16 protein-coding genes are annotated in these 20,016 nt (G+C 69.8%); all 16 read right to left on the bottom strand.

Annotated elements, in window-relative coordinates:
- Positions 1-22: 22 nt before the first annotated feature.
- Genes ABT245_RS14115 through ABT245_RS14040 form a run of 16 tightly spaced genes read right to left on the bottom strand, consistent with a single transcriptional unit; the run spans position 23 to position 19,764 of the window.
- Entirely contained in the window at positions 23-1,051 is a 1,029-nt protein-coding gene (locus tag ABT245_RS14115) for a C45 family autoproteolytic acyltransferase/hydrolase (RefSeq protein ID WP_351733043.1), read from the bottom strand.
- The gene (locus tag ABT245_RS14110) at positions 1,048-1,644 is read right to left on the bottom strand and encodes a GNAT family N-acetyltransferase (protein WP_351733041.1); all 597 of its coding nucleotides are present in this window, start codon (positions 1,642-1,644) and stop codon (positions 1,048-1,050) included. The genes ABT245_RS14115 and ABT245_RS14110 overlap by 4 nt, the downstream gene beginning before the upstream one ends.
- Before the next feature lies 1 nt (position 1,645).
- Positions 1,646-1,903, bottom strand: coding sequence for a phosphopantetheine-binding protein (locus ABT245_RS14105; protein ID WP_351733038.1), 258 nt, complete (start codon positions 1,901-1,903; stop codon positions 1,646-1,648).
- On the bottom strand, positions 1,896-3,395 hold the full coding sequence (locus ABT245_RS14100; RefSeq protein ID WP_351733035.1) for an AMP-binding protein: 1,500 nt from the start codon (positions 3,393-3,395) through the stop codon (positions 1,896-1,898). The genes ABT245_RS14105 and ABT245_RS14100 overlap by 8 nt, the downstream gene beginning before the upstream one ends.
- A complete protein-coding gene (locus ABT245_RS14095; protein ID WP_351733033.1) occupies positions 3,392-6,694 on the bottom strand; it encodes a non-ribosomal peptide synthetase in 3,303 nt (1,100 codons plus the stop codon). Before ABT245_RS14095 ends, ABT245_RS14100 begins: the two co-directional genes overlap by 4 nt.
- On the bottom strand, positions 6,691-8,925 hold the full coding sequence (locus ABT245_RS14090) for a class I tRNA ligase family protein (RefSeq protein WP_351733030.1): 2,235 nt from the start codon (positions 8,923-8,925) through the stop codon (positions 6,691-6,693). The genes ABT245_RS14095 and ABT245_RS14090 overlap by 4 nt, the downstream gene beginning before the upstream one ends.
- The gene (locus ABT245_RS14085) at positions 8,922-9,989 is read right to left on the bottom strand and encodes an NAD(P)/FAD-dependent oxidoreductase (protein ID WP_351733027.1); all 1,068 of its coding nucleotides are present in this window, start codon (positions 9,987-9,989) and stop codon (positions 8,922-8,924) included. The genes ABT245_RS14090 and ABT245_RS14085 overlap by 4 nt, the downstream gene beginning before the upstream one ends.
- Before the next feature lies 1 nt (position 9,990).
- A complete protein-coding gene (locus tag ABT245_RS14080; protein ID WP_351733025.1) occupies positions 9,991-11,295 on the bottom strand; it encodes a lysine N(6)-hydroxylase/L-ornithine N(5)-oxygenase family protein in 1,305 nt (434 codons plus the stop codon).
- Positions 11,292-12,419, bottom strand: a complete 1,128-nt coding sequence (locus tag ABT245_RS14075) for a saccharopine dehydrogenase C-terminal domain-containing protein (RefSeq protein ID WP_351733022.1) — start codon at positions 12,417-12,419, stop codon at positions 11,292-11,294. The genes ABT245_RS14080 and ABT245_RS14075 overlap by 4 nt, the downstream gene beginning before the upstream one ends.
- Positions 12,412-13,440 (bottom strand): saccharopine dehydrogenase, encoded by a 1,029-nt coding sequence (locus ABT245_RS14070; protein ID WP_351733019.1) that lies wholly within the window; start codon positions 13,438-13,440, stop codon positions 12,412-12,414. Before ABT245_RS14070 ends, ABT245_RS14075 begins: the two co-directional genes overlap by 8 nt.
- Positions 13,437-14,543 carry a cytochrome P450 gene (locus ABT245_RS14065; protein WP_351733016.1) on the bottom strand — a complete coding sequence of 369 codons (1,107 nt, stop codon included), beginning with the start codon at positions 14,541-14,543 and terminating at the stop codon, positions 13,437-13,439. The genes ABT245_RS14070 and ABT245_RS14065 overlap by 4 nt, the downstream gene beginning before the upstream one ends.
- Positions 14,540-15,721, bottom strand: coding sequence for an acyl-CoA dehydrogenase family protein (locus ABT245_RS14060; protein WP_351733013.1), 1,182 nt, complete (start codon positions 15,719-15,721; stop codon positions 14,540-14,542). The genes ABT245_RS14065 and ABT245_RS14060 overlap by 4 nt, the downstream gene beginning before the upstream one ends.
- Entirely contained in the window at positions 15,721-17,892 is a 2,172-nt protein-coding gene (locus tag ABT245_RS14055; protein ID WP_351733011.1) for an iron-containing redox enzyme family protein, read from the bottom strand. The genes ABT245_RS14060 and ABT245_RS14055 overlap by 1 nt, the downstream gene beginning before the upstream one ends.
- Positions 17,893-17,928: 36 nt before the next feature.
- A complete protein-coding gene (locus ABT245_RS14050) occupies positions 17,929-18,816 on the bottom strand; it encodes a 3-oxoacyl-ACP synthase (protein ID WP_351733008.1) in 888 nt (295 codons plus the stop codon).
- On the bottom strand, positions 18,813-19,016 hold the full coding sequence (locus ABT245_RS14045; protein ID WP_351733005.1) for an isocitrate lyase/phosphoenolpyruvate mutase family protein: 204 nt from the start codon (positions 19,014-19,016) through the stop codon (positions 18,813-18,815). Before ABT245_RS14045 ends, ABT245_RS14050 begins: the two co-directional genes overlap by 4 nt.
- 28 nt (positions 19,017-19,044) lie before the next feature.
- Positions 19,045-19,764 (bottom strand): thioesterase II family protein, encoded by a 720-nt coding sequence (locus ABT245_RS14040; RefSeq protein ID WP_351733002.1) that lies wholly within the window; start codon positions 19,762-19,764, stop codon positions 19,045-19,047.
- Positions 19,765-20,016: the final 252 nt, after the last annotated feature.

The following is a 20,016-nucleotide window of genomic DNA, read 5'->3' as shown; positions in this document are numbered from 1 at the left end:
CAGTTCGGACCGGTGAGACGGATCAGAGGGTGAAGGACCGGGTTCTCGACAGCCGGGGATCGCCCGGCCGCAGGTGCAGCGTTCCGTTCTCGGTATCGAGGACGACTGCGGCCACGGTGCGCTCCCGGCGGATGTCACCGTTGTCGGCGACGCAGATCGGCGGCTTGGACAGCACCGCGAAATGCTCATCGGGCGCCGCGTCCGCGGGCAGGGCCCGCAGAGCGGACTCGGCCGTCCGGAGCCGATGCAGCGAGGAGTTGCGCGCGAAGACGTTCAGCTCGTCCCGGCTGATGAAGTCCGGGGCGAGGAAATGGTTGGTGTGCACCGATTCACGCGCCGCCATCACCCGGTACTGGTCGCCGATGACCTCCACGCAGGCGGTTTCGGCGGCGTCGGCGAGCACGATCGTGCGGGAGCTGGCGAAGGGCAGCGACCGCAGCGCGGAGACCGCCGATTCCACCGAGGTCGCGGTGTCGAGGAGGTGGCGAATGACCAGATACGGCGGTACGCCCGGACCCCAGTGCCCGCCGAGGACCAGGTTCAGACCGACCGCGAGGCCGCGGGAGTTGACGCCGAGATAGCCGAGCAGTCCGGCGAAGCTCAGCACGAGGGCCCTGTGGTCGCCGTGGCCGACTTCGAGGACCGCGATCTGGTCGTCCAGATTCCCGTTGAGGTCCACGGTCTGGGCCAGCATGCCCGGCCGGGCGTAGACGGTGCAGTCTCCTCGGTTGGGGATCCGCTGGTATCCCGCGATCTCGCGGCGCAATTGCAGCAGGGTGGCCTCGTCCAGGGTCAGCTCGGCGCCGGCCGCCAGTCCGGCGATCTCGTCGGCCAGCCGGGGCGTCGACCGGGTGATCTCCGCCCGGTGAGCGGCGATGTCGCCGGACAGGCCGACGATCGACACGGCGGCGGGCAGCAGGTGGTTGAGGCGCGCGACGCCGTCGTCGAGGAAGGCGCGTAGCCGCTCCCTCAGGGCGGTGCCGTGCGCGAAGCCGATGTCGTACGGTTCGCCGTGGGCGACGACGTGCGCCACCGCGAAGGGCGTTGTCACCGCGCGTCCACCATGGCCGTGAGCCGGTCGCGTACCGAGGGCCATTCGGGCTTGAGGATGCTGTAGTAGACGGCGTCGCGGCGAGTGCCGTCCGGCATCGGGTTGAAGCTGCGCAGGATGCCTTCCTCGGTTGCGCCGATGTTGCGCAGGGCGCGGCGGGCCTGCTCGTTGCGCCGGTCGGTCTTGAACTCCACGCGCTCGGCGCCGAGCCGCTCAAAGGCGTTGTGCAGCAGCAGCAGCTTGGCGTGGCGGTTGACTCCTGCGCCGCGGAAGTCCTGGCCGAGCCAGGACCAGCCGATCTCCAGCCGCCGGTCCGGTTCGGACAGGTTTCCGTAGCTCATCGACCCGGCGGTGCGGCCGGTGGCGAGGTCGGTGATGTGGAAGACGACCCGTCGGCCGGATGCCTGATCGGCGATCATCGTGTCGAAGAAGACCTTGAAGGACGCTTCGTCGGTGACCAGCGCCACGAAGTAGCGCCAGATGGCCGGGTCCATGGCCACCGAGCGGATCCCCTCCCGGTCGGACTCGGTGATCGGCCGCAAGCGGACGACGTCGTCGTCCAGGACAGTCGCGGCGTGCTCGTGCCAGCTCATCTCAGCTCACCTCGGCATGCCGGGAGAGCGCGCTGACGACCTGCCCGAGCGTGCGCATCGCGGCGAGGTCGTGTTCGGTGAAGTGGTGCAGTCCGACCTGGACCCGGTCGCACACCGATGTCAGGAACAGCACCTTGTTCAGCGAGGTGAGGCCGAGGTGGTCGAGGTCCGCGTCGGAATCGATGGCCTCCGGCGGCAGGTCCTGCGGCAGGACCTCGGCCAGTGCAGCGCGGGCCGCCCGTTCGATGGCGTCAGGCACGGATTCCCTCCTCGGGGTCGATGACGAGGCTGCGGTAGCGTGCCTCGATCTGCTTGCGACGGGGTTTGAACTGGGAGCTGAGCAGCCCGTTGTCGACGCTGAACCGGTCCGCCAGGACGGCCTTGGCGATCTTCTCGTCGTTCTCGAGGGCGGCGTTGGCCTGCCGCAGCGCCGCCGCGACCAGCTCGGGGTCCGCCGGGTGCACGGCGGGCGAGACGATGGCGACGAGCTGCCGCTGCGACGGGTTGGTCACCACGCAGTCCTCGATCGCCGGACAGACTTTGAGACGTTCCTCGATCCGCCGTACGGCGATCTTCTTGCCGTTCTCCAGCACGATCACGTCGTCGGCCCGGCCGTGCACGAACAGATAGCCGTCTTCGTCGAGATCGCCGAGGTCACCCGTGCGCACGATACCGCCGGGCCGGAACATCTTCTCCGAGTCGCCCGGCTCCGCGTGCTCGTAACGGGTGGCCACCGGCAGCTCGCTGCGGACGTTGATCACTCCGTCGGAGTCGATGAGTACCTCCTTTCCCGGCAGCACCCGGCCGACGCTGCCGGGCCGGTACGCACCGGGGTGGTTCTTGGCCACGATGCAGGTTTCGTTGAGCCCGTAGCCTTCGAAGACCGGCAGGCCGGCGTCGGCGAAGTACCGCAGCGTGGCCGGGTTCGCGGGCGCGGAGCCTGTCCACAGGTAGCGGATCCGGCCTCCGAAGACCTCGGCGGCCGCCTCGGCCGGCAAGGTCCCGGTCCGTGCGGCCCTGGCCTCCAGGTGAGCGCGCGTCGTCTCGTAGAAGCCGGGCACGCCCATCACCACCGTCGGCCGCGCCGTGCGCAAAGCGGCGAACGCGGCTTCGTAGGTGCTGATCGTGACGTCGTGGCCGAACACGAGCGCCGAGTACACCCAGTACCGCTGCTGGAGCAGGGACAGCGGCAGGAAGACGAAGAGGTCGTCGCCGGGACCGTGCGCGAACATGTCCTGCACCGCGGCGAGCGAGCTGTCGATGCTTCCCGCACTGGCCAGCAGCGACTTGGCCGGGCCGCTGCTGCCCGAGGTGAACTTCAGCGCGGGTGCCTCGCCGGGTTTCCACGACATCGTCGGCAGGTCGGTGTCCGAGGGCGGGAGCCCGCGCAGGGCGGTGATCGGGCGTACTCGTTCGGCCGTCTCGTCCTGGTCGGTGAACAGAACCGTGAGGCCGTAGCGGGCCATGAGGTCAGCCCCGGTCGCATCGAACTTGCCGGGGTCGAATCCCGCGGTCACCGCCTTGATCCGCAGCGCCGCCAGATCGAGCAGCACCCACTCCAGCGAGTTCGCCGCGACTATGCCGATCCGGTCACCTGGCCGGACGCCGAGACCGAGCAGGTACTCGGCGACCCGGCCCGACATCTCCCAGACTTCGGTGAGATCCCACGCCTCGGTCGCGCCGAGCCGGGCCACGGCCAAGCGGTTGCCCGGCCGCGGCGGACCACTGATGACCCGGTTGATCACGCTCATGCGGCCCGTCCGATCCGCTCGGCCATCGCCCGCACCGTGTTCACCCGGACCAGTTCCGACAACGGGATGGTGACCTTGTACCGCTTGCGCACGCCGACCAGGATGCGCGCCGCGGCGAGCGAGTCGGCGCCGAGGTCGGTCAGCGGGGTCAGCGCGTCCACGTCGGGCAGCTTGAGCACACTCGCCCACAGCTCTGCCAGCTCCCGCTCGATGCCTTCTGCCAGTGCGGCACCGCCGGACGCGATGGGCTCGGCCCGAGGCATGTCGTCCGCGGCCAGCCCCGACCGGTCGATCTTGCCGTTGGCGGTCAGCGGCAGGCTGTCGTGCCACACCACGGCGGACGGAACCATGTACTCCGGCAGCTGCTCGCGCAGCGCCGAGCGCAGTTCCTCCGCCAGGCGCCTCCGCTCGCCGTCAGGCACCGGCTGGTCCCGTTCGCCCGGCACCAGGTGCGCGACCAGCAGGTCGCCTCGGCCACCCGGTCGGCGGACCACCACCGCCTGCCGTACGCCAGGCAGCGTGACCAGGCGTGTCTCCACCTCTTCCGGTTCGATGCGGTAGCCGTTGAGCTTGATCTGGAAGTCCGTCCGGCCCAGGATGTCGATCTCCCCGGACGGCAGGTAGCGCCCGCGGTCGCCGGTGCGGTACAGCCGTACGCCTCGTCGTCGGTCGTAGCAGAACTTCTCGCCGGTCGCCTGCTCGTCCTTCCAGTACCCGCGGGCCAGGCCGGTCCCCGAGGCGAAGATCTCGCCGGGCACCCAGTCCGGCAGGTCCACGCCGTCCTCGTCGAGCACATACGCCTTGTTGTTGTCGTTGGGCCGCCCGTACGGGATCCGCTGCGCGCCGTCGTCGTCCGGACCGATCGGGTGGACGACGTTCCAGACCGTCGTCTCGGTGGGACCGCCGAGCGAGACCACTTCGAGCCCGGGCAGGCTCGCTCGCAGCGCCGCCGGGAGTTGCGGAGGGATCCGGTCGCCACTCATCATCACCAGCCGCAGGCCGGCCAGCGGCAAGAAGCCTTCCGCGCGTGCCTGGTCGTGCAACAGCGCCACGATCTGTGGCACCGAGTTCCACACCGTGACCCCACCGCGCTCGCACATTTCGAGCCAGTGCGCCGGGTCGGCGGCCTTGTCGTGGTCGGGCAGCACCAGCGCGGCACCGACGGACAGCGCGCCGAACACGTCGTAGACCGACAGATCGAAGCTGAACGCGCTGATCGCGAACAACCGGTCGCGTGGACCGATGCCGAAGCGGCGGGTGCAGTCCGCGACGACGTTGGCCACGCTGCGGTGGCTGACCATGACGCCCTTCGGCGTGCCGGCCGTGCCCGAGGTGGGCAGCACGTAGGCAAGGTCGTCGGGATGCGCCCCGGCGACCGGGGGCAGCTCAGGCCCGCCGTCGGCTGCGGCGTCGCTGTCCAGCGCCAGCACCTTGCGTGGGCCCGCAGGGACGCTCCAGCCGGAGTCGGTGAGCACGCACCGTACTGCGCCGTGGTCGAGTAATTCCTGCTGTCGGCGGGCGGGCAGGTCCGCGTCGACCGGCAGATAGGCCGCACCCGCCAGCAGCGTGGCCATGATCCCGACGATCTGCTCGGGTCCCCGGGTCATGACCAGGCCGACGAGTTCATCGCGTTCGGCCCCGTTGGCGCGCAGCCAGGCCGCGGCAGCGCGGGCCCTGCGGTACAGCTCGGCGTAGCTCAGCTCACCGGCCGAGGTGATCACCGCGGGCGCCTGCGCAGAGCGGCGCACCTGGGTCTCGAACAGCTGGTGAAGCAGCTGCTGCGGCAGCGGCCGGTCGGTGTCGTTGGCGGCGTGCCTGCGTTCGCGCTGCTCGTCGGGCAGCAGGTCGAACCAGTGGTTGTTCCACTCACCGTCGTCGGCAAGCAGGTCGAGCAGACGCTGGTACCCCTGTCCCATGTCGTCCAGCAGGCCGGGCGGGAACAGTTCGTCGACGCCGTCGAGCTGGACGACGACGCCGCCGTGCTGTTCCATGGCGAACACGTTGAGCCAGGTCTGCGGCGTCTGGGAGACGGTGTGCACCTCGGGTCCGAACAGTTCGAGCGCGGAGCCGTCCGCCTCCGCGAGCGGATAGCCGATGGCGCTGTTGAAGGTGTAGGGCATGCGCGGCTGCCCGCCGCTGCGCCGGCCGAGTTCCCGCAGCACCTCGATGCCGGAGAAGTGCCGGTTGTCGAGGTCGGTGCGCAGCCGCTCCTGCACCGCTTTGGCCCGCTCGGTGAAGGTCACACCGCGGTCCAGCTCGACCGAGACGAGAATCGGATCGCTGTACTGCCCGATCGACTGCAGGATGCGGGGGTGCACCGGCGGCCGGTTGGCCACCGTGGTGGTCAGGGTGAACCGGGGGCCGGCACCCCAGCACGCGAGGGTCTCGGCGTAGGCAGCGAACAACAGTCCGGACGGGGTGACGCCGACCGCGGCGGCGTGCTCCTTCAGCACCGCCCACCGCGACGCCGGCACCCGGACGACGCGCTGGGTGAAGCGCGGCGTCGCGATCGCGGAGGGACTCTTGGCCAGCGGCAGCTCCGGGTGGCCCCACAGGGTGCCGCCGTCCAGCCGCTTCAGCCAGTACGCCTTGGCGCGGGCGTAGGGCTTGCGGCTGCGGGCGGCCTCCAGCGCGGCCACATAGGACTCGAAGGAGGCTTCCTCACCCGCCGGTGGCTGCTCCCGCTCGTAATGCGCCCACCACTCGCGGAAGAACAGGAACATGCTGATGCCGTCCATGACCAGGCCGTCGTGACCGACGTGCAGCACCATCCGGTCCCCGGCCAGCAGCGAGACCTCGGCCGCCAGCAACGGCGGATGGGCGGTCGGCAGCATCCGGTGCGTCCAGCGCGCGCGTTGCGCGGCCAGCCCGGTGCCGTCGTCGTCCCGCAGGTCGGCCCGGTCGATCCGGACGTGCACCTGCGGATGCCGGACCTGGGACTGCGTCGGCGTGAACCGGGAACGCAGGCAGTCGTGCCGGGCGACCACAGCGTTGAGCGCGGCCTGGAGCCGGTCGACGTCCCAGTGGCCCTCGATCTCGTGGTAGACGTAGCTGGCCACGTTGCCCAGCTCGAACACCTCGTCCCGGCCCACGAGATAGCTTCGCTGCAACGGGGTCAGCGCGAACCCGGGGTCCGCGCTGAGATGGGCGAGCAGTTCGGACTTGACGGCCTTGATCCGGCCGACGAGGTCGGCGTCCACGCGCTCGCGCGGTCCCTGCAGCCGCAGGTCCGTACCGACGGCGACGATGCTCAGACCGCGGGCGCCGATCTCCTCCAGTACCGACAGGTAGCTGGTCATCGGGCCACCGCCTCGGCCAGCTCCCGGCTCAGCGCGGCGATGTTCCGCCCGGAGAGCAGCTCCGCCATCGGTACGTCGAGATCCAGCCGCTCCAGAATCTGGTACTGCACCGCGACCGCCTGCAAGGACGACGCGCCCAGCTCCCGCAGCGTCTTGTCGGCCACCACCGCCCCCGCCGGCAGGCCGAGCGTGCTCCGGACCAGGTCGGCGAGCCAGGGCAGGGGGTCGGGTGCGGCGTCCGGCGGTGCGGCAGGTGCCGGCTCGGCGATGAAGAACACCTGCCCAATCAGGTCCAGCCCGGCCCCGGCCGGCACCAGGTCCACGGTGGACGGCCAGGCCGGCTCGCTCTCGCCGAGCAGCGCGGCAAGACGCGCGGCGAAGCGCGGCATGACCGGTGTGGCGACCCGGGACAGCAACCGAGCCGCCGCCAGTTCCAGCGCCATCGCGGTGCGATGCTCCGACTGCCACCCGGACGCGTCGGCAAGTACCTCCTCGCGCGCGGCGAAGGCGCGTGCGTCGGCGACGATGCCCTCCAGTTCGGCGGTGGCCGCCCGCAGCGAGAACCCGTCCTGTCCGAGGTGCGCGGTCACGGCCGCCAGCCGCCTGCCGAGCCGGGCATGGAACGCGGTGTGCTCGGGGGTCCAGACTCCGGCGTCCGGCACCACGCCGCCGTACCGGGTGTTCAGTCGGTGGCCGAGATCGTCGAGCCAGCCCTGCCAGCCGTCGATCAGCACCTCGCGCACGGTCGCGGTGTAGGCCTCCCGCTCGAAGTTGGTGCGTTCGCCCTCCGGGCGGGTGCGGGACAGGTAGAACCGCACCGCGTCCACCGTCTGCGGGGACAGGATGTCCTTGCCCCACACCGCGTGCTGTCGGCTGGTGGAGAACTTCTGGTTGTCCAGCAGATAGAACTCGTTGACGTGGTAGTCGATGTCGGGCTCCCAGTGCGGGAACGCCAGCCGATACAGCACCGGGTAGAGGATCGCGTGGTAGAAGCTGTTGTCGTAGCCGAAGAAGTGGACGATCTTCCAGTCCTGCTCCGGCTTGTCCGCCTGCCACATCTCGCCGATCCGGGCGCCGAGCCGCGCGATGCCGTGCAGGAAGCCGTACGACATCTCCGGCCACACCCAGATCACCTGGTCGTCGGCTCCGCGGGGCGCAACGCCCCACTGCGCGGGGTGACTCAGCGGCAGGTCGAAGGTCTCCCGCGCACACACCCGCTCGGCCAGTTCGCGCAGCCGGGCGGGCACCCGGCCGAGCCGGTGATGCCGGGTGACGGTTTCGCGGAACTCGTGCAGCGGCAGGGCGTGCCGGACCAGGCCGCCCGCCCGCACCGAGCCGGAGATCCGGCTGCGCGCATCGCCGAGGTCGGCGACGACATTGGGCTCGCCGCACTCCTCGCAGATGTTGCCGTTGGTGGCGGCCGCGCACGACGGGCAGATGCCGGACACATCGACCTCGTAGAGGTACCGGCCGGTCTCCTCGTCGAACAGCGCGGGCAGTTCGCGCCGGGCCACCTTGCCGGACGCCTCCACCGCGGCGAAGAAGTCGCGCAGGCCCTCGCGATATCCGGCGTCCGCACTTGTCAGCGTGAACTGGTCGGGCCGGATGTCCATCAGCTCCAGCGTCCTGGTGATCTCGGCGCCGTAGTGCGAGGCGATCTGCTCCGGTGTGCTCTGCTCCTGCGCCGCCTTGGCGACCACGTAGCTCTGGTGGTCGTCGCTGCCGGTCAGGTGCCAGGCCCGCGCCCCGTTCATCCGCTGGAACCGGACGAAAGCGTCCGCGCCGAGGTACGGCCCGGACAGGTGCCCGAGGTGCAGGTCTCCGTTGGGGGTGGGCGGGGTGGAGAAGACGAACACCGGCCGCTCCGCGAAGCGCCGTCGGCCGGGACGCGCGGCCGCCTCCTCAGCGTGCCGGGGCTCACGCCAGTAACACGTCACGAAGACGACATCGGTGTCACCGGTGTTGTCGATCACGTGCGTCTCGAACGGGTCGAACTTGACGACCGTGCCCGGTCCGACCGGATGCCGCGCGCCGTCCACCACGACCTCGCCGCTGCCCGACACGATGACGAACATCTCGATCTCGTCGTGCTGGTGCGGGTCGGAGCGCCTGCCCGGCGCCACCCGGCCCCAGCCTGCGCCCAGCCCGACGACCCCGGGCAGGTCGATCGTGCTCATGTCGATTCCGAAGGCATCGCTGAGCGTCGCGGGGTCGAAGGTGTCGATTCTCATCGCGGGTTCCCTTTCGCGCTCGAGTCCAACAGGTGGACTGCCTCAGCCGCGATGGCCGGGGCGAGGCGGTAGCCGGATCCGTTGGCCGCCCCTGCGAACACGACCCGGCCGTCCGGGTCGAGTCGGCACAGCAACGGTTGCCGGGAAACGCTGTAGGCATCGCAGAAGACGCGCCCGGCCGTGCAGCGTGACGCGAGCAAGGGCGCGTAACGGCTCAGGGACGTGCGGGCCTGCTCCACGTCGTGCGCGTCGAGATCGGCGCCGACTCGGTCGGGGTCGACGTCCCAGTCCTGGCAGGTGTAGCTGAACAGCCAATGCCCCCGGTAGGCCAGGGGAAGCAGGAAGGCGTCCTCGTCGTGGAAGACGACCGCCCGGTCGGCCCCGTCCGCGGGGTGGTCGATGTGCAGGGCGACGATCTTCTTGACGCGTGCTCCCAGCGGCGCGACCGGATCGGCCCATGCGGGCTCGCTCAGCCACGGTCCCGGCGCAAGCACCACTCGGTCGACGGTGAGCCGCTCGCCCGTGCCGAGCGAAAGCCGCACACCGAGGCCGTCCGGCTCCAGCCCGGTGACCCGGACTCCCTCACGCACGTGGACGCGCGGGCGCAGCTCGGTGACCAGCTCCTGGACCAGACGGTGCACATCGGCGTAGTGCGCGCTCCTGACGTCCCACACCGACGCGCGCGGCGGCACGCGGACCTCGGCACCGCAGGCGTCCAGCACGGCGGGGGCGTCGTCACGGCGGACCGGATCGATGTAGAGCTTCTCCAGCTCGGCTCTGTCGCTCTGCGAGAGCATCGACATGCCGACCGGATGGATCGGCACGGTGGGCCGGTCGGCCTTGAGCTTCTCGTAGAACTCCTGGCTGTAGGCCGACATCCGGCGCACCCGCTCGCTCGCACCACGCGGGAAGTGCAGTCCGGCCGAGCGTCTGCTGGCGCCGCAGCCGACCGCGTCCCGGTCAAGGAGCAGCACCGTGCTCGCCGGATGCTCGTGGACGATCCGCCGGGCCACCAGGCAGCCGATGATGCCGCCGCCGATCACCGCGACCGTGTCCAGGCCCATGTCACACCCTCCCTCTCGGCTCGCCGTCCTCGATGTCCTCGTCCGCCCACTCGACGAACGACGAAAGCTGCTCCTCCCGCTGTACGCCGCGCAGGCGGTCGACGATGCGCTGGCTGCGCCACGCCAGCAGGCTCAAGTTCTTGTCTGCGAGGCCACGCTGGGCGGGAGTCCCGTTCTGGATGAAGACGTTGTGGTTTGCCGGTCCGTCCCAGCGCACCGCAAAGTCCCGGTCCACCCGGTACTCGCCGCCATCGCAGTCGAGCCGGTCCGCCAGGGGGGCGAGCAGATCCAGCAAGCCGGTGCGGAAGCCGGTCGACCAGATGATCACGTCGGTCGTCACACGCTGGGGCTCGTCGGGCCGGTCGTTGTTGACCACGGTCAACTCCCACCCCGTACCGGCCTTGGCCACGCCCGTGATCTCCCGGTTCGGGTACAGCCTGATCAGTCCGGGCGAGCGCGCGATGAACCGGTGGTGATAGGTCCGCTGATAGATCGCACGCAGCGTCGGCTCAGAGATGCCGTCGCTGGACAGGACGTTCTCCTGGTTGAGCCGCTCACGGGTCGCTCGCTCCAGGCCGTAGAAGTACTCCGAATAGCACGGCATGTAGAAGTCGTTGGTGAACGGTGAGTCGTCGATCGGCAGGAAGTTGCGTCGCCGGGAGAACCACGACACCCGGCTGGGCAGTTTGCTGCCTTCACGGGAGATGAGGTCGAGGAACGCCTCGGCGCCCGACTGCCCGCCCCCCACCACCACGACGCGTTTGCCCTCAAGGTGGACGGCCTTGTCGACGAAGTCGCACACATGGAACTGGCTATTCGAATGCCAGCCCCGTCCGGCCGGCGGAATCCACGGCCGGCGGCCGACGCCTACGGCGATGTTGTCCGCGGTGAGCACCCGCTCATCGGTGCGCACCTTGAACACACCGTCGAAATCGACCGAGCGCACTTCCTCGCCGAACACGACGTTCTTCATGCGCCAGCTCGCCCATTCCAGGTAGTTGCGGAACTCCTGCCGCGGCACGGCGTCGAACCGGGCGTTGATGAAGTGATAGATGCGCCCCTGGTCGTACAGGTAATTCAGGAACGAGAACTTGCTGGTCGGATCGGCCAGGCTGACCAGGTCCTTCAACGTCGACACCTGCAGTGTGGTGCCGGGGATCTGCTGGCCGTCGTGCCAGCCGAAGGCTTCCTTGCGATCGAGGAACAGGCTGGGCAGATCCCGGTGTGGATACAGCAGCGCGGCCAGGCTGAGATTGGCCGGGCCGACACCGATACCGAGCACACCGAAGTGGTTCTCGCCGGTCATTTCTCGACGCCCCTATGTCCGGTCGCGGACTCCGTGAACTCGGCGGTGATCCTGCTGGAGCGCAGGGAGTCCAGCCAGCGGCGGGCCGCATACGCGTCCTCGGCCCCGCGGTGCAGCCCGGCGGGCAGGCGCCCGGAGAGGATCTCCCCGACACCGACCGCCAGCGGCGTCGACACGAGCCGGGCCATCGCACTGTCCTCCTCGTCGCCGGTGACGTCGATCACGTACTCCCCGGACCACGCCGTGGCGTCCTCCCCCTCGACGGCGAGTGCGACGGCCAGCACCACCCGGTCCCGGTCGGCGCCGGTGGTCGGGTACCGCTGCGCGAGGTCCTCGGCCAACTCGGTGATCCGGTCGGAGTCACCGGTGCGCAACTCGGCGAACACCGGTTGCCATGCGGCCTGCCAGCCGTGGAGCCGGAGGGTGCCGCGGATGAAGGTGTCCAGCGACCACAGCCCCGGTACGCCGTACCGGGCGATGAAGGGGATGCTGTCGCGGTTCGGGTACGCCTCGAACTCCTCGCCGCGCACCAGGTGCGGGCGGGTCGCCTCCCAAGGACGGACCGCAGTCGACTCGGCGCCGCCCTCGATATAGCGCGCCGGTGAGAGCAACGCGGTCAGCACGCCGCGCGGCGCCCAGCTGAACCGGTAACGAAAGTCGTTGGGCACGGCCGGAATCCCGCCGCAGTAGGAGGTGAACCTCGCTCTCGCCGGCCCGCTGACTGCGGCCCGTCCGCGGGCCACCAGATCGTGTGCGAGCAGGTGGTCGATGCCGGGATCCAGGCCCGCTTCGGTCAGCACGACGACGTCCGCGCCCTCGGCCAGCTCGGCGATCTCAGCGTCGGCATAGCTGGTGTCCGCGAAATGGGCCCCCGCGGCGATGCTGAGCTTGAGCAGCCAGGCGTGTTCGGTCGCCGGCAGCATCGACACGACCACGTCACCGCGCGCCGGGGCCAGCGTGTCGAGTGCCGCGGCAGTCGCCTTGCTGGCCAGCCCGAGCCGGCCCACGACGGCCTCGGCCTTGGCCTTGGTCCGCCCGTAGAGCGCGACATCGGCCTGTTCAGCGAGCAGCCGGACGCCGCCGCCGGTGGACAGTCCGGTACCGACCCAGTGCACCCTAGGCATGGGCATTCTCCTTCACCGCTGTACGGAACCGCCGGGCCGCTCGCTGCCACGGCGCCGAGTCCAGGTCGAGCAGGTGCCTGCCGAGTTCGGCCGAGAACGCCGCACTGGCTTCCCACGGCAGCAGCGACGGCAGGTTGTCGATGGCGATGATGTGCACCGGGCGCTCACCCCGGCGCAGCGCGCGGGCCGGCTCCTGCCAGCTGGTGACGCGGTCGTACACCGGCAGGATGTTGCAGTCCGAGGTCACGTCACAGGTCACGTCGGAGATCACCCGTAGTTCGCCGGCCGGGTCGTCGAGGTCGGCTTCGGTGAGCAAGGGCGTGACCGGGCCGGTGCTGAAGACCGCGTTGACCAAAATGTCATGCGCCAGCAGCGCCGGCCGGTCGAGCCTGCTGGTCTCCGCGATGTCCCATGAGGTCGGCTGGATCCCGGCGACAGCGCAGGCGGCGCGGGCGCCCCGCCCGCCGCGGCCGAGCGCGCCGACCACCAGCACTCTTGGCCGCTCGCCGGGCGTGGCCAGTGCGATGTCGAGATCGGCGCGCGAGCCCGGCCGCAACGGAACCTCAAGGGTGCCGCGGAGGTGCAGGACGGCCAGCGCGGCACCGGTGTACCCGGCCCAGTAGCCGAACGCGACCAGCCGCCGGCCGTCCTCGCCGGTCAGGTGCTCGAGGTCGAGGAGCGTGCCACCGCCGGCGGTGAAGCGGCGCAGCAGGCCGGCGGCGCCGCGCTGACCCTTGTAGGCGTGAGCGAAGTACACATGCCGGTGCCGCAGCGCGGCCGGTTCGTCCGGCAGTTCCTTCAATCCGATGACGTAGGTGTCCGCGGGCGCGTCGACCCAGCTGCCCGCCGGCGCGATGGTGCAGCCGGCCGTCAGGTACTCCCCGGTCGGGAACACCCGCTGCGGTGACCGTTCGACCGTGACCTGGTGTCCGGCGGCCACCAGGCGCGCCGCGTCGGTCGGCACCACCGCCGCTCTCCGTTCGGTGCTGCGCACCTCGTGCCTGAGCCATAATCGGGTCATCCGAGCTGCCCTTTCAGGACGGGGATGCGGGCGTTGGGTGAGGGCCGGTAGCCCTCGTGCGAGGGCGCCCCGGTCACCGCGGCGACGGCGCCGATGGTGATCGCGGCGGCCATGGCCCGGCCGGGACACCGGTGGGCGCCCCGGCCGAAGGTGAACACCTGCGGGTCCGCCCGGCCGGGGCGGAACGCGTGCGGATCGGGGTTGGCCATCGGGTCGCGGTTGGCCGCGGCGAGCAGCAGCAAGATCGCTGAGCCCGCCGGGACTTCGTGGCCGGTGATGGTGGTCGCGGTCACCACGGATCGGCGGGTGTTCTGGATGGGCGCGTCGTGCCGGACCACCTCGGCGACGAAGGCCGCGAGATCGTCCGGCTGTCCGTGGCGAGCCAGTGCGAGCAGAGTGTTGCCGACCAGCCCCGCTGTGGCGTCGTAGGTCTGCGACAGCAAGCCGATCACATTGGCCAGCAGCGGAGCGGTCTTGGGCCGGTCGTCGCGGGCGGCCAGGCGGACCAGCTCACCCATCAGGCCGCCGCTCCCGGCGCGCAGGTACGGGCCGAGCAGGTCGAGCAGCCGCGCGGCCGCGGCGGCCGCGGCGGCCTGGTCCTCGGCGGTGGCCGATGGGGGAACGCACCGGACGAACTCGCCGATGAGCCGGGCTGCCTCGGCCGGGATGTTCCCGCCAAGGCCGAGCACCGTGGCCACCACTCGTACGGGCACCCCGAACTGGAGGTCCGTCCAGTCGGTCGCCTTGCCCGCCTGTTCTGCGGCCAGCGCGACGACCTGCTCCTCGGTGATTGTGCTCAGCGCCTGGAGCAGCACCTGTTTGCGCCGCACCTGCGGGGCGCCATCGGTCATCCGGACCAGCTCGCCGAACACGTCGCCGGCCGGGGTGCCGAGGATGCCGCGCGGCACCGGCTCGGTGCTCGGCCGGACTCGGCAGGCCGGATGGGCGAGCACCTCGGACACCGCCGCCGCGCCGGCCGCCACCCACAGCCCACTGCCGGTGTCGTAGCCGAACGGCTGGTTGGCCACCAGGTCGGCGTAGAACGGATACGGGTCGGGATGGGTGGCGGCCGTGCTCAACGTCGCGGAAAGCGGCTGCGTCATGACGCCCCTCGGTGTGTTCTGTCCGGGTCGATCGCCGCCGCGATGATCGCCTGCTGCACCTCAGAGGAGCCTTCGTAGATCCGCAGCGACCGGATCTGCCGGTACAGCCGCTCCAGCAGGCTGTCGCGGACCAGCCCGGCCGCACCGAAGATCTGCACCGCACTGTCCACGATCTGCTGCGCGGCCTCGGTGGCGTAGAGCTTGGCCACCGACGAGTGCCGGGCGTAGCGGGAGTCGCCCTGGTCGATCTCCCAGGCCGACCGGGCCACCAGCAGCGCGGCCGCGTCCAGCTTGACCTCCATGTCGGCGAAGGTGGCGCGCACGGTGGGCAGATCGAACAGTTTCCCGCCCAGCATGGGCCGCTCCCGTGCCCGGGACAGCGCCGCATCGGCGGCCCGACGGGCGAAGCCGAGCGCGGCGGCCCCTACGGTCATCCGGAACCGGTCCAGCACCTCCATCGCGATCGGGAACCCGGCGCCACGACTGCCGAGCAACGCCTCTCGCGGCAGCGCGCAGTCGTCGAACACCAGATGGCCGAGCGCCCGCGGGGCGATCATCGGCACCGGCTCGACGCGCAGGCCGGGTACGGCCGCCGGGACCAGAAAGGCGGTGAGCCCGAACGAGCCCGGTCCTGGGCCGGTGCGCGCGATCACCGTGTACACCTCGGCGATGCCCGCGTTGGCGATCCACGCCTTGCCGCCGTTGAGCACCCAGCCGGTCTCGGTCTCGCGCGCCTCCAACCCGATCGCGGCGACATCAGAACCCGCCGCCTCCTCCGATATCGCGAAGGCGCCGCACAGGGTGCCCGCGGCCAGTCCCGGCAGATACCGGCGGCGCTGGTCGTCGGTGCCGAAGCGGCGGATCGGGGTGGCTGCCAGGGCCTGAATGGAGAACGCGTAATCGGCGAGATCACCGGCGTACGCAAATGCCTCCCGCGCCAGGCACAGGGCGCGGTAATCGTCGGGGCCGCCATCGAGGAAAGCCAGCCAGCCCCCGTCGCCGAGCGCGCGGAGTATGCGCAGGCCAGCCGTTTCCGGCCGCTCCGAGCCGACGAGCGCATTGCGGTGCTCGTCGCACCAGGTCACCAGGCGCTCCGCCAGCTCGCGGTGGTGGTTCTCATACAGGGGCAGCGCCAGGATGCGGGTGTCGAAGGTGTTGGGGGACGTGGCCGTGGCCATCAGATGATCACATCCGCCGGCTCGTGCCGGGTGAGGCCGGCCACCAGCTCGTGCTCGATGAAGTAGGCGAAGGAGGCGTAGCCGCGCCAGATCCGTTCCCAGTGCGACGACACCGCGTCGGCGCCGGACAGCTTCGCCACGTCGTGCAGGTAGGCGATGATGATCTCGGCCGACTGGCGCGCATGGCCGGCGGAGAGGTTGTCGATCGTGAGGTGCGCCTCCTCGTAGGCGGCGTCGAAGCCGTAGCGGCGCAGCTTCTGCGTCTCGTGCATGCGCATGGTGCCGAGCCCGAACATCTCGATGCCCAGGTTGTAGCCGAGGATCTCGTCGTAGAGCGAGTCCGGGAACAGCGCGAGGCTGAGCTGGAACAGCGAGAAGCCGTAGAGGTGGTCGGGCAGCTCGTCCTGGTCGAGGAAGGCGGTATCGCGGATGTGCGGCACCTCGATGCCCATACTTGCGAGCACCTGGTAGATCAAGGTGATGTGGTTCTTGGTGACGTCACCGCGGCCCATCTCGTCGGCGTAGATCGAGTAGAGCATGCCGTCACTGCGGCGGGTGTAGCGGCCGGTCGCGCCGATGCGATGGGCCCACGCGCCGTCGATCATGCTGCCGAGCGCGAAGGTCTTCTGCCCGAAGATCACCTCGTCGCGGTCCGGGATCTCGGTGAGCGGCCGGTACGGATTGACCAGCTTGTCCCAGTAGATGCGGTCGACGCGCTCGTTCAGCGCCGAGGGCGAGTAGTCGAACCAGCTCGCGTCGGTAAGGACGCCGGCACCGCCGTGCTCGAAAAGGATCTCGGCCCGGGCGAGCCCCTCTTCGGCCCTCGCGCGCGCGAGTGCCAGGGTGTTGGGGAAGTTCTCGATGTTGACCAGCCGGTGGAGGAACTCGCGGTCGTCGCTCCGGCCGGCGGCCCTCAGTCGCACCTCGGGCGGGAGCGCGCCGATCGCCTCCGCGAGCGCGCGTGCCGTGTCGTCACCGGCCGTGTTCGGGGTGAGTTCAACGCCGGGCGGGTTTCCCGCGGCGATCGCCTCGGCCCACCGCTGGAAGGTCGCCGCTTCCTGCTCGTCGAAGATGCCGAACATGGGGCCGCCGAACTTGATGGCCCGCAGGAACCGACACCCGCCGTCACGCGGCTTCAACTGGGGTGACACACGCAGATCGCCGATGAACGCGGCCAAGTCGAAGTCGGGATCGGCAAACCGTTCGGTCAGCGGCCGACCGCCGACGCGAACGTTGCGGTGCTGCTTGCCCGCAAACGGGGCATGTCTGGCCACGATCCGCGCGACCTGCGCGTCCAGCGAAAGGCCCGCATGCCATTCGGCGACGTCGGCGAGCAGGCGCACGTGCTCCAGTTCCATCGCCAGCGTGCGCGTGACCGCGGCGTACAACCTGTTCCTGACCGAGTTCGGGGCCAGTGCGAGGTAGTCGGCGAGGGCGGCCCTCAAGTCGGCTTCGACGAGCATGGGCCGGGTGCCGAGCAGAAGTTCGTCGACGCCGAGCGCGGCCACGGCATAGTGCGTGCCGACCACCTCGGGCAGGAACGTCGTCGGCAGCCTGGCCAGGCTGAGGTGGTAGGCGCCGTGCCACGCGGTGAGCGGCCGGGCTTCCGCCCGCCGCAGGAAGTCCGGCGCCATGACGTCCGGCAGGAACACGCCCAGATCCTCCAGCGCACGCCAGCGCAGCTGCTGGAGCCCGCGCCGGGGGTTGCCCTCACCCCGCCAGACGAACTGGTGACGCACCAGGTGGTTCACCACGATCGAGGGCTGGGTGGCGGGCTGGGAGACCGAGTCCAGCCAGCAGCCCCCGATGAGCGCCAGCGGCGCGCGCTGAGCCAGCACAGCGGCGCGCACCCGGGGTTCGGCCTCGCGCAACGGCTGCAGCACCCCGCTGATCTGCCGATGCACCTGGGCTGTCCGCTCGGCGATGCCGTCGGCCTCCTGCGCACCGCAGGCTTGGTCGGTCGGCTCCCGCGCGCCGTCGAGGAAACCATTCAGCACATGCCGGGCGAGGAGGAACACGGCCTCGGACTCCTGATCACCGGCCAGCCGGTGGTAGACGGACTCCGGGCCTGCGGCGATCACCTCGTGGGTCACTGCGGCTGCGGACGGGTCGAACTCGGAAGCGGACAAAGGCGCTACGACGAACGTGTCGGGCAGGGCGAAAGCAGGCATCGAAACCTCCGGACAATGTCCTGGGGCCTGTTCGGATCAGGGCCGTGGTGGGGTCTTCCGCAGCAACATGGCGGTGCGGGAACCCGGCACGCTTGCGGCGAGCAGGTAGTACCCACCCGGTTCGGTGCGGCGATCGGCGAGATTGATCAGCGGGTCGGCGGCGAAGCAGTGGCCGATTCGGGCGGTGTTGGCGGTGTCGAGTTGCGCGGGTGAGAATCCGGCCAGACGTTCCTTCATCACGACGATCGGGATGTACAGGTTGCTGTGCAGCAGGCCGGCCAGGTCACCGGGGGCCAGCCCGCGCGGGGCCAGCAGGATGTCGTTGACCTCCCGCGACAGGTCCGCGCTGATTTCGTTGCCCCAGTCCAGCGCCTGGGCGTCCTGCGCGCTCGCCGAGCCGAGGATCTCGTAGTCACCCGGCCGCGCGGTGACCAGGCAGCCGGCTGCGCCATCACTGAACAGGGCGAAGTTTTCTATCCGGGCGGTCTCCGTGGTGCTGCGGTCCGCAGTGATCACCAGGACATTGCGGTACTTGCCCGTCCGGACGAAGGCCTCTGCTACGCCGAGCCCGCTCACCAGGTTGGTGCACCGGTTGAGGGTCAGGCCGAGGAACGCGCAGTCCAGACCGAGGCCGTTCATGATCGTCTCCATGAACTCGCCGTGGGTGTGGGCGTCGCCGGGGAACCGGGTCGAGCACAGCACCAGGAAATCGACATCCGCCGAGTCGATGATCGTTTTCCCGGTGTCGACGACCAGTTCCTCCAGTGACTTCTCGGTGCGGCGGACCTTGTCCCAGCCCCACAGCCGGGCGTCGGGCCGCATACCGTACTCCCGAGTGCGCGCAGCGAAACCGGGGATCTCGTAGTGGTCCTGTTCAATCTCGCCGAGCAGGTAGCCGGGGGAGGTGAGGTAGACGGAGGTCATGACCTGCCCAGCAGGGCGTGCGATCCGGCGTAGCCGAGCGCGGACTTGAGAAAGAGGCAGGCACTGGTCGTCGCGAGTGCAAAGAAGCCGTGACCGGACAGCATCCGCGCGCTTCCGGCGTCCCATGGATTCGGCGCTACGAAGGTGGCTGAGCGGTGCAGTTCGGCACACGTGATGGCCTTGCTGTGTTCGTCGGCCATGCTTCCCTTTCTCGTTCAATGCCGGAACCTAAAGAAGTTCGACCGGCAGCGCCTCCGCCGCTCGGCGGATCACTTCAGTGACCGCTTCCGGATGCTGCTCGAAATAGAAGTGGCCGCCTTCGGACCAGTAGGTATCGGGCTCGCCGATGCACTCACGCGACCAGTCCGTCAGATCTTCGCTGCGGACCAGCGGATCATCCATGCCGTTGACCAGAGAGACGCCGAACGGCAAGGCGGCGGCGGGGCGATAACGATACTCCGCGACCATTTTGAAATCAGCTCGGACGTCGGGAAGTATGAACTCCTGAAGCTCAGGATCGGCCAGAATCTCCGGCCGCAGTCCCCCGTAGACGGCCAGCGCTTCGGTGAGGCCCTGCCCGTCGAGGCCCGCCACCTCGACCATCCGCGGTGTCGGATGCAGACTCGGCGCGACACAGCCGGAAGCGATCAGGTGCGCGGGGCGGTTGTCGAGCCTGCGCCCCACCTCAAAGGCGATCAGCGCGCCGAGGCTGTGGCCGAACAGCAGAAATGGCCCGGTGCGCTGCGCCGCGATCAGCGCGGCGGCCTGGTCGCAGACCCTGTCGATCCCGGTGCGCTCGGGCGGAGTGACCGCGACCAGCGCGGTCACTTCGGCCAATGCCTCCTGCCACTCCACGAACGCCTGTGCCCTGCCGCCCGCATGCGCAAAGCAGTAGGTACGGGGCCGTCCTGATGGCACGGCGCGCGCCGTGTCGAACCATGCTTCCATCGGCTTTCATCCTTCTGTCACAAAACAGGGTCGTGATCAGAGCGGCCAAGCTGAGCGAAGCGCCGAAGACAATCAACAGAACACGGACTCCATTCTTGGCTGGAGTGTGAACTTGTCAAGACCAAGTGACCCTGATTCAAAGTTCAAAGAATTAGGGATCATAGAGTTCCAGTCACGGTCGAAGATGCTCACTAAGGCACTGGGAGTGGAAATCAAGCCATGGTCAAAGATTTCCGAAAGGGAACGGGGCCG

This window comes from Streptomyces sp. NPDC001508 (assembly GCF_040298665.1).
GTDB lineage: Bacteria > Actinomycetota > Actinomycetes > Streptomycetales > Streptomycetaceae > Streptomyces.
This window is presented reverse-complemented; position numbering and strand designations above follow the sequence as displayed.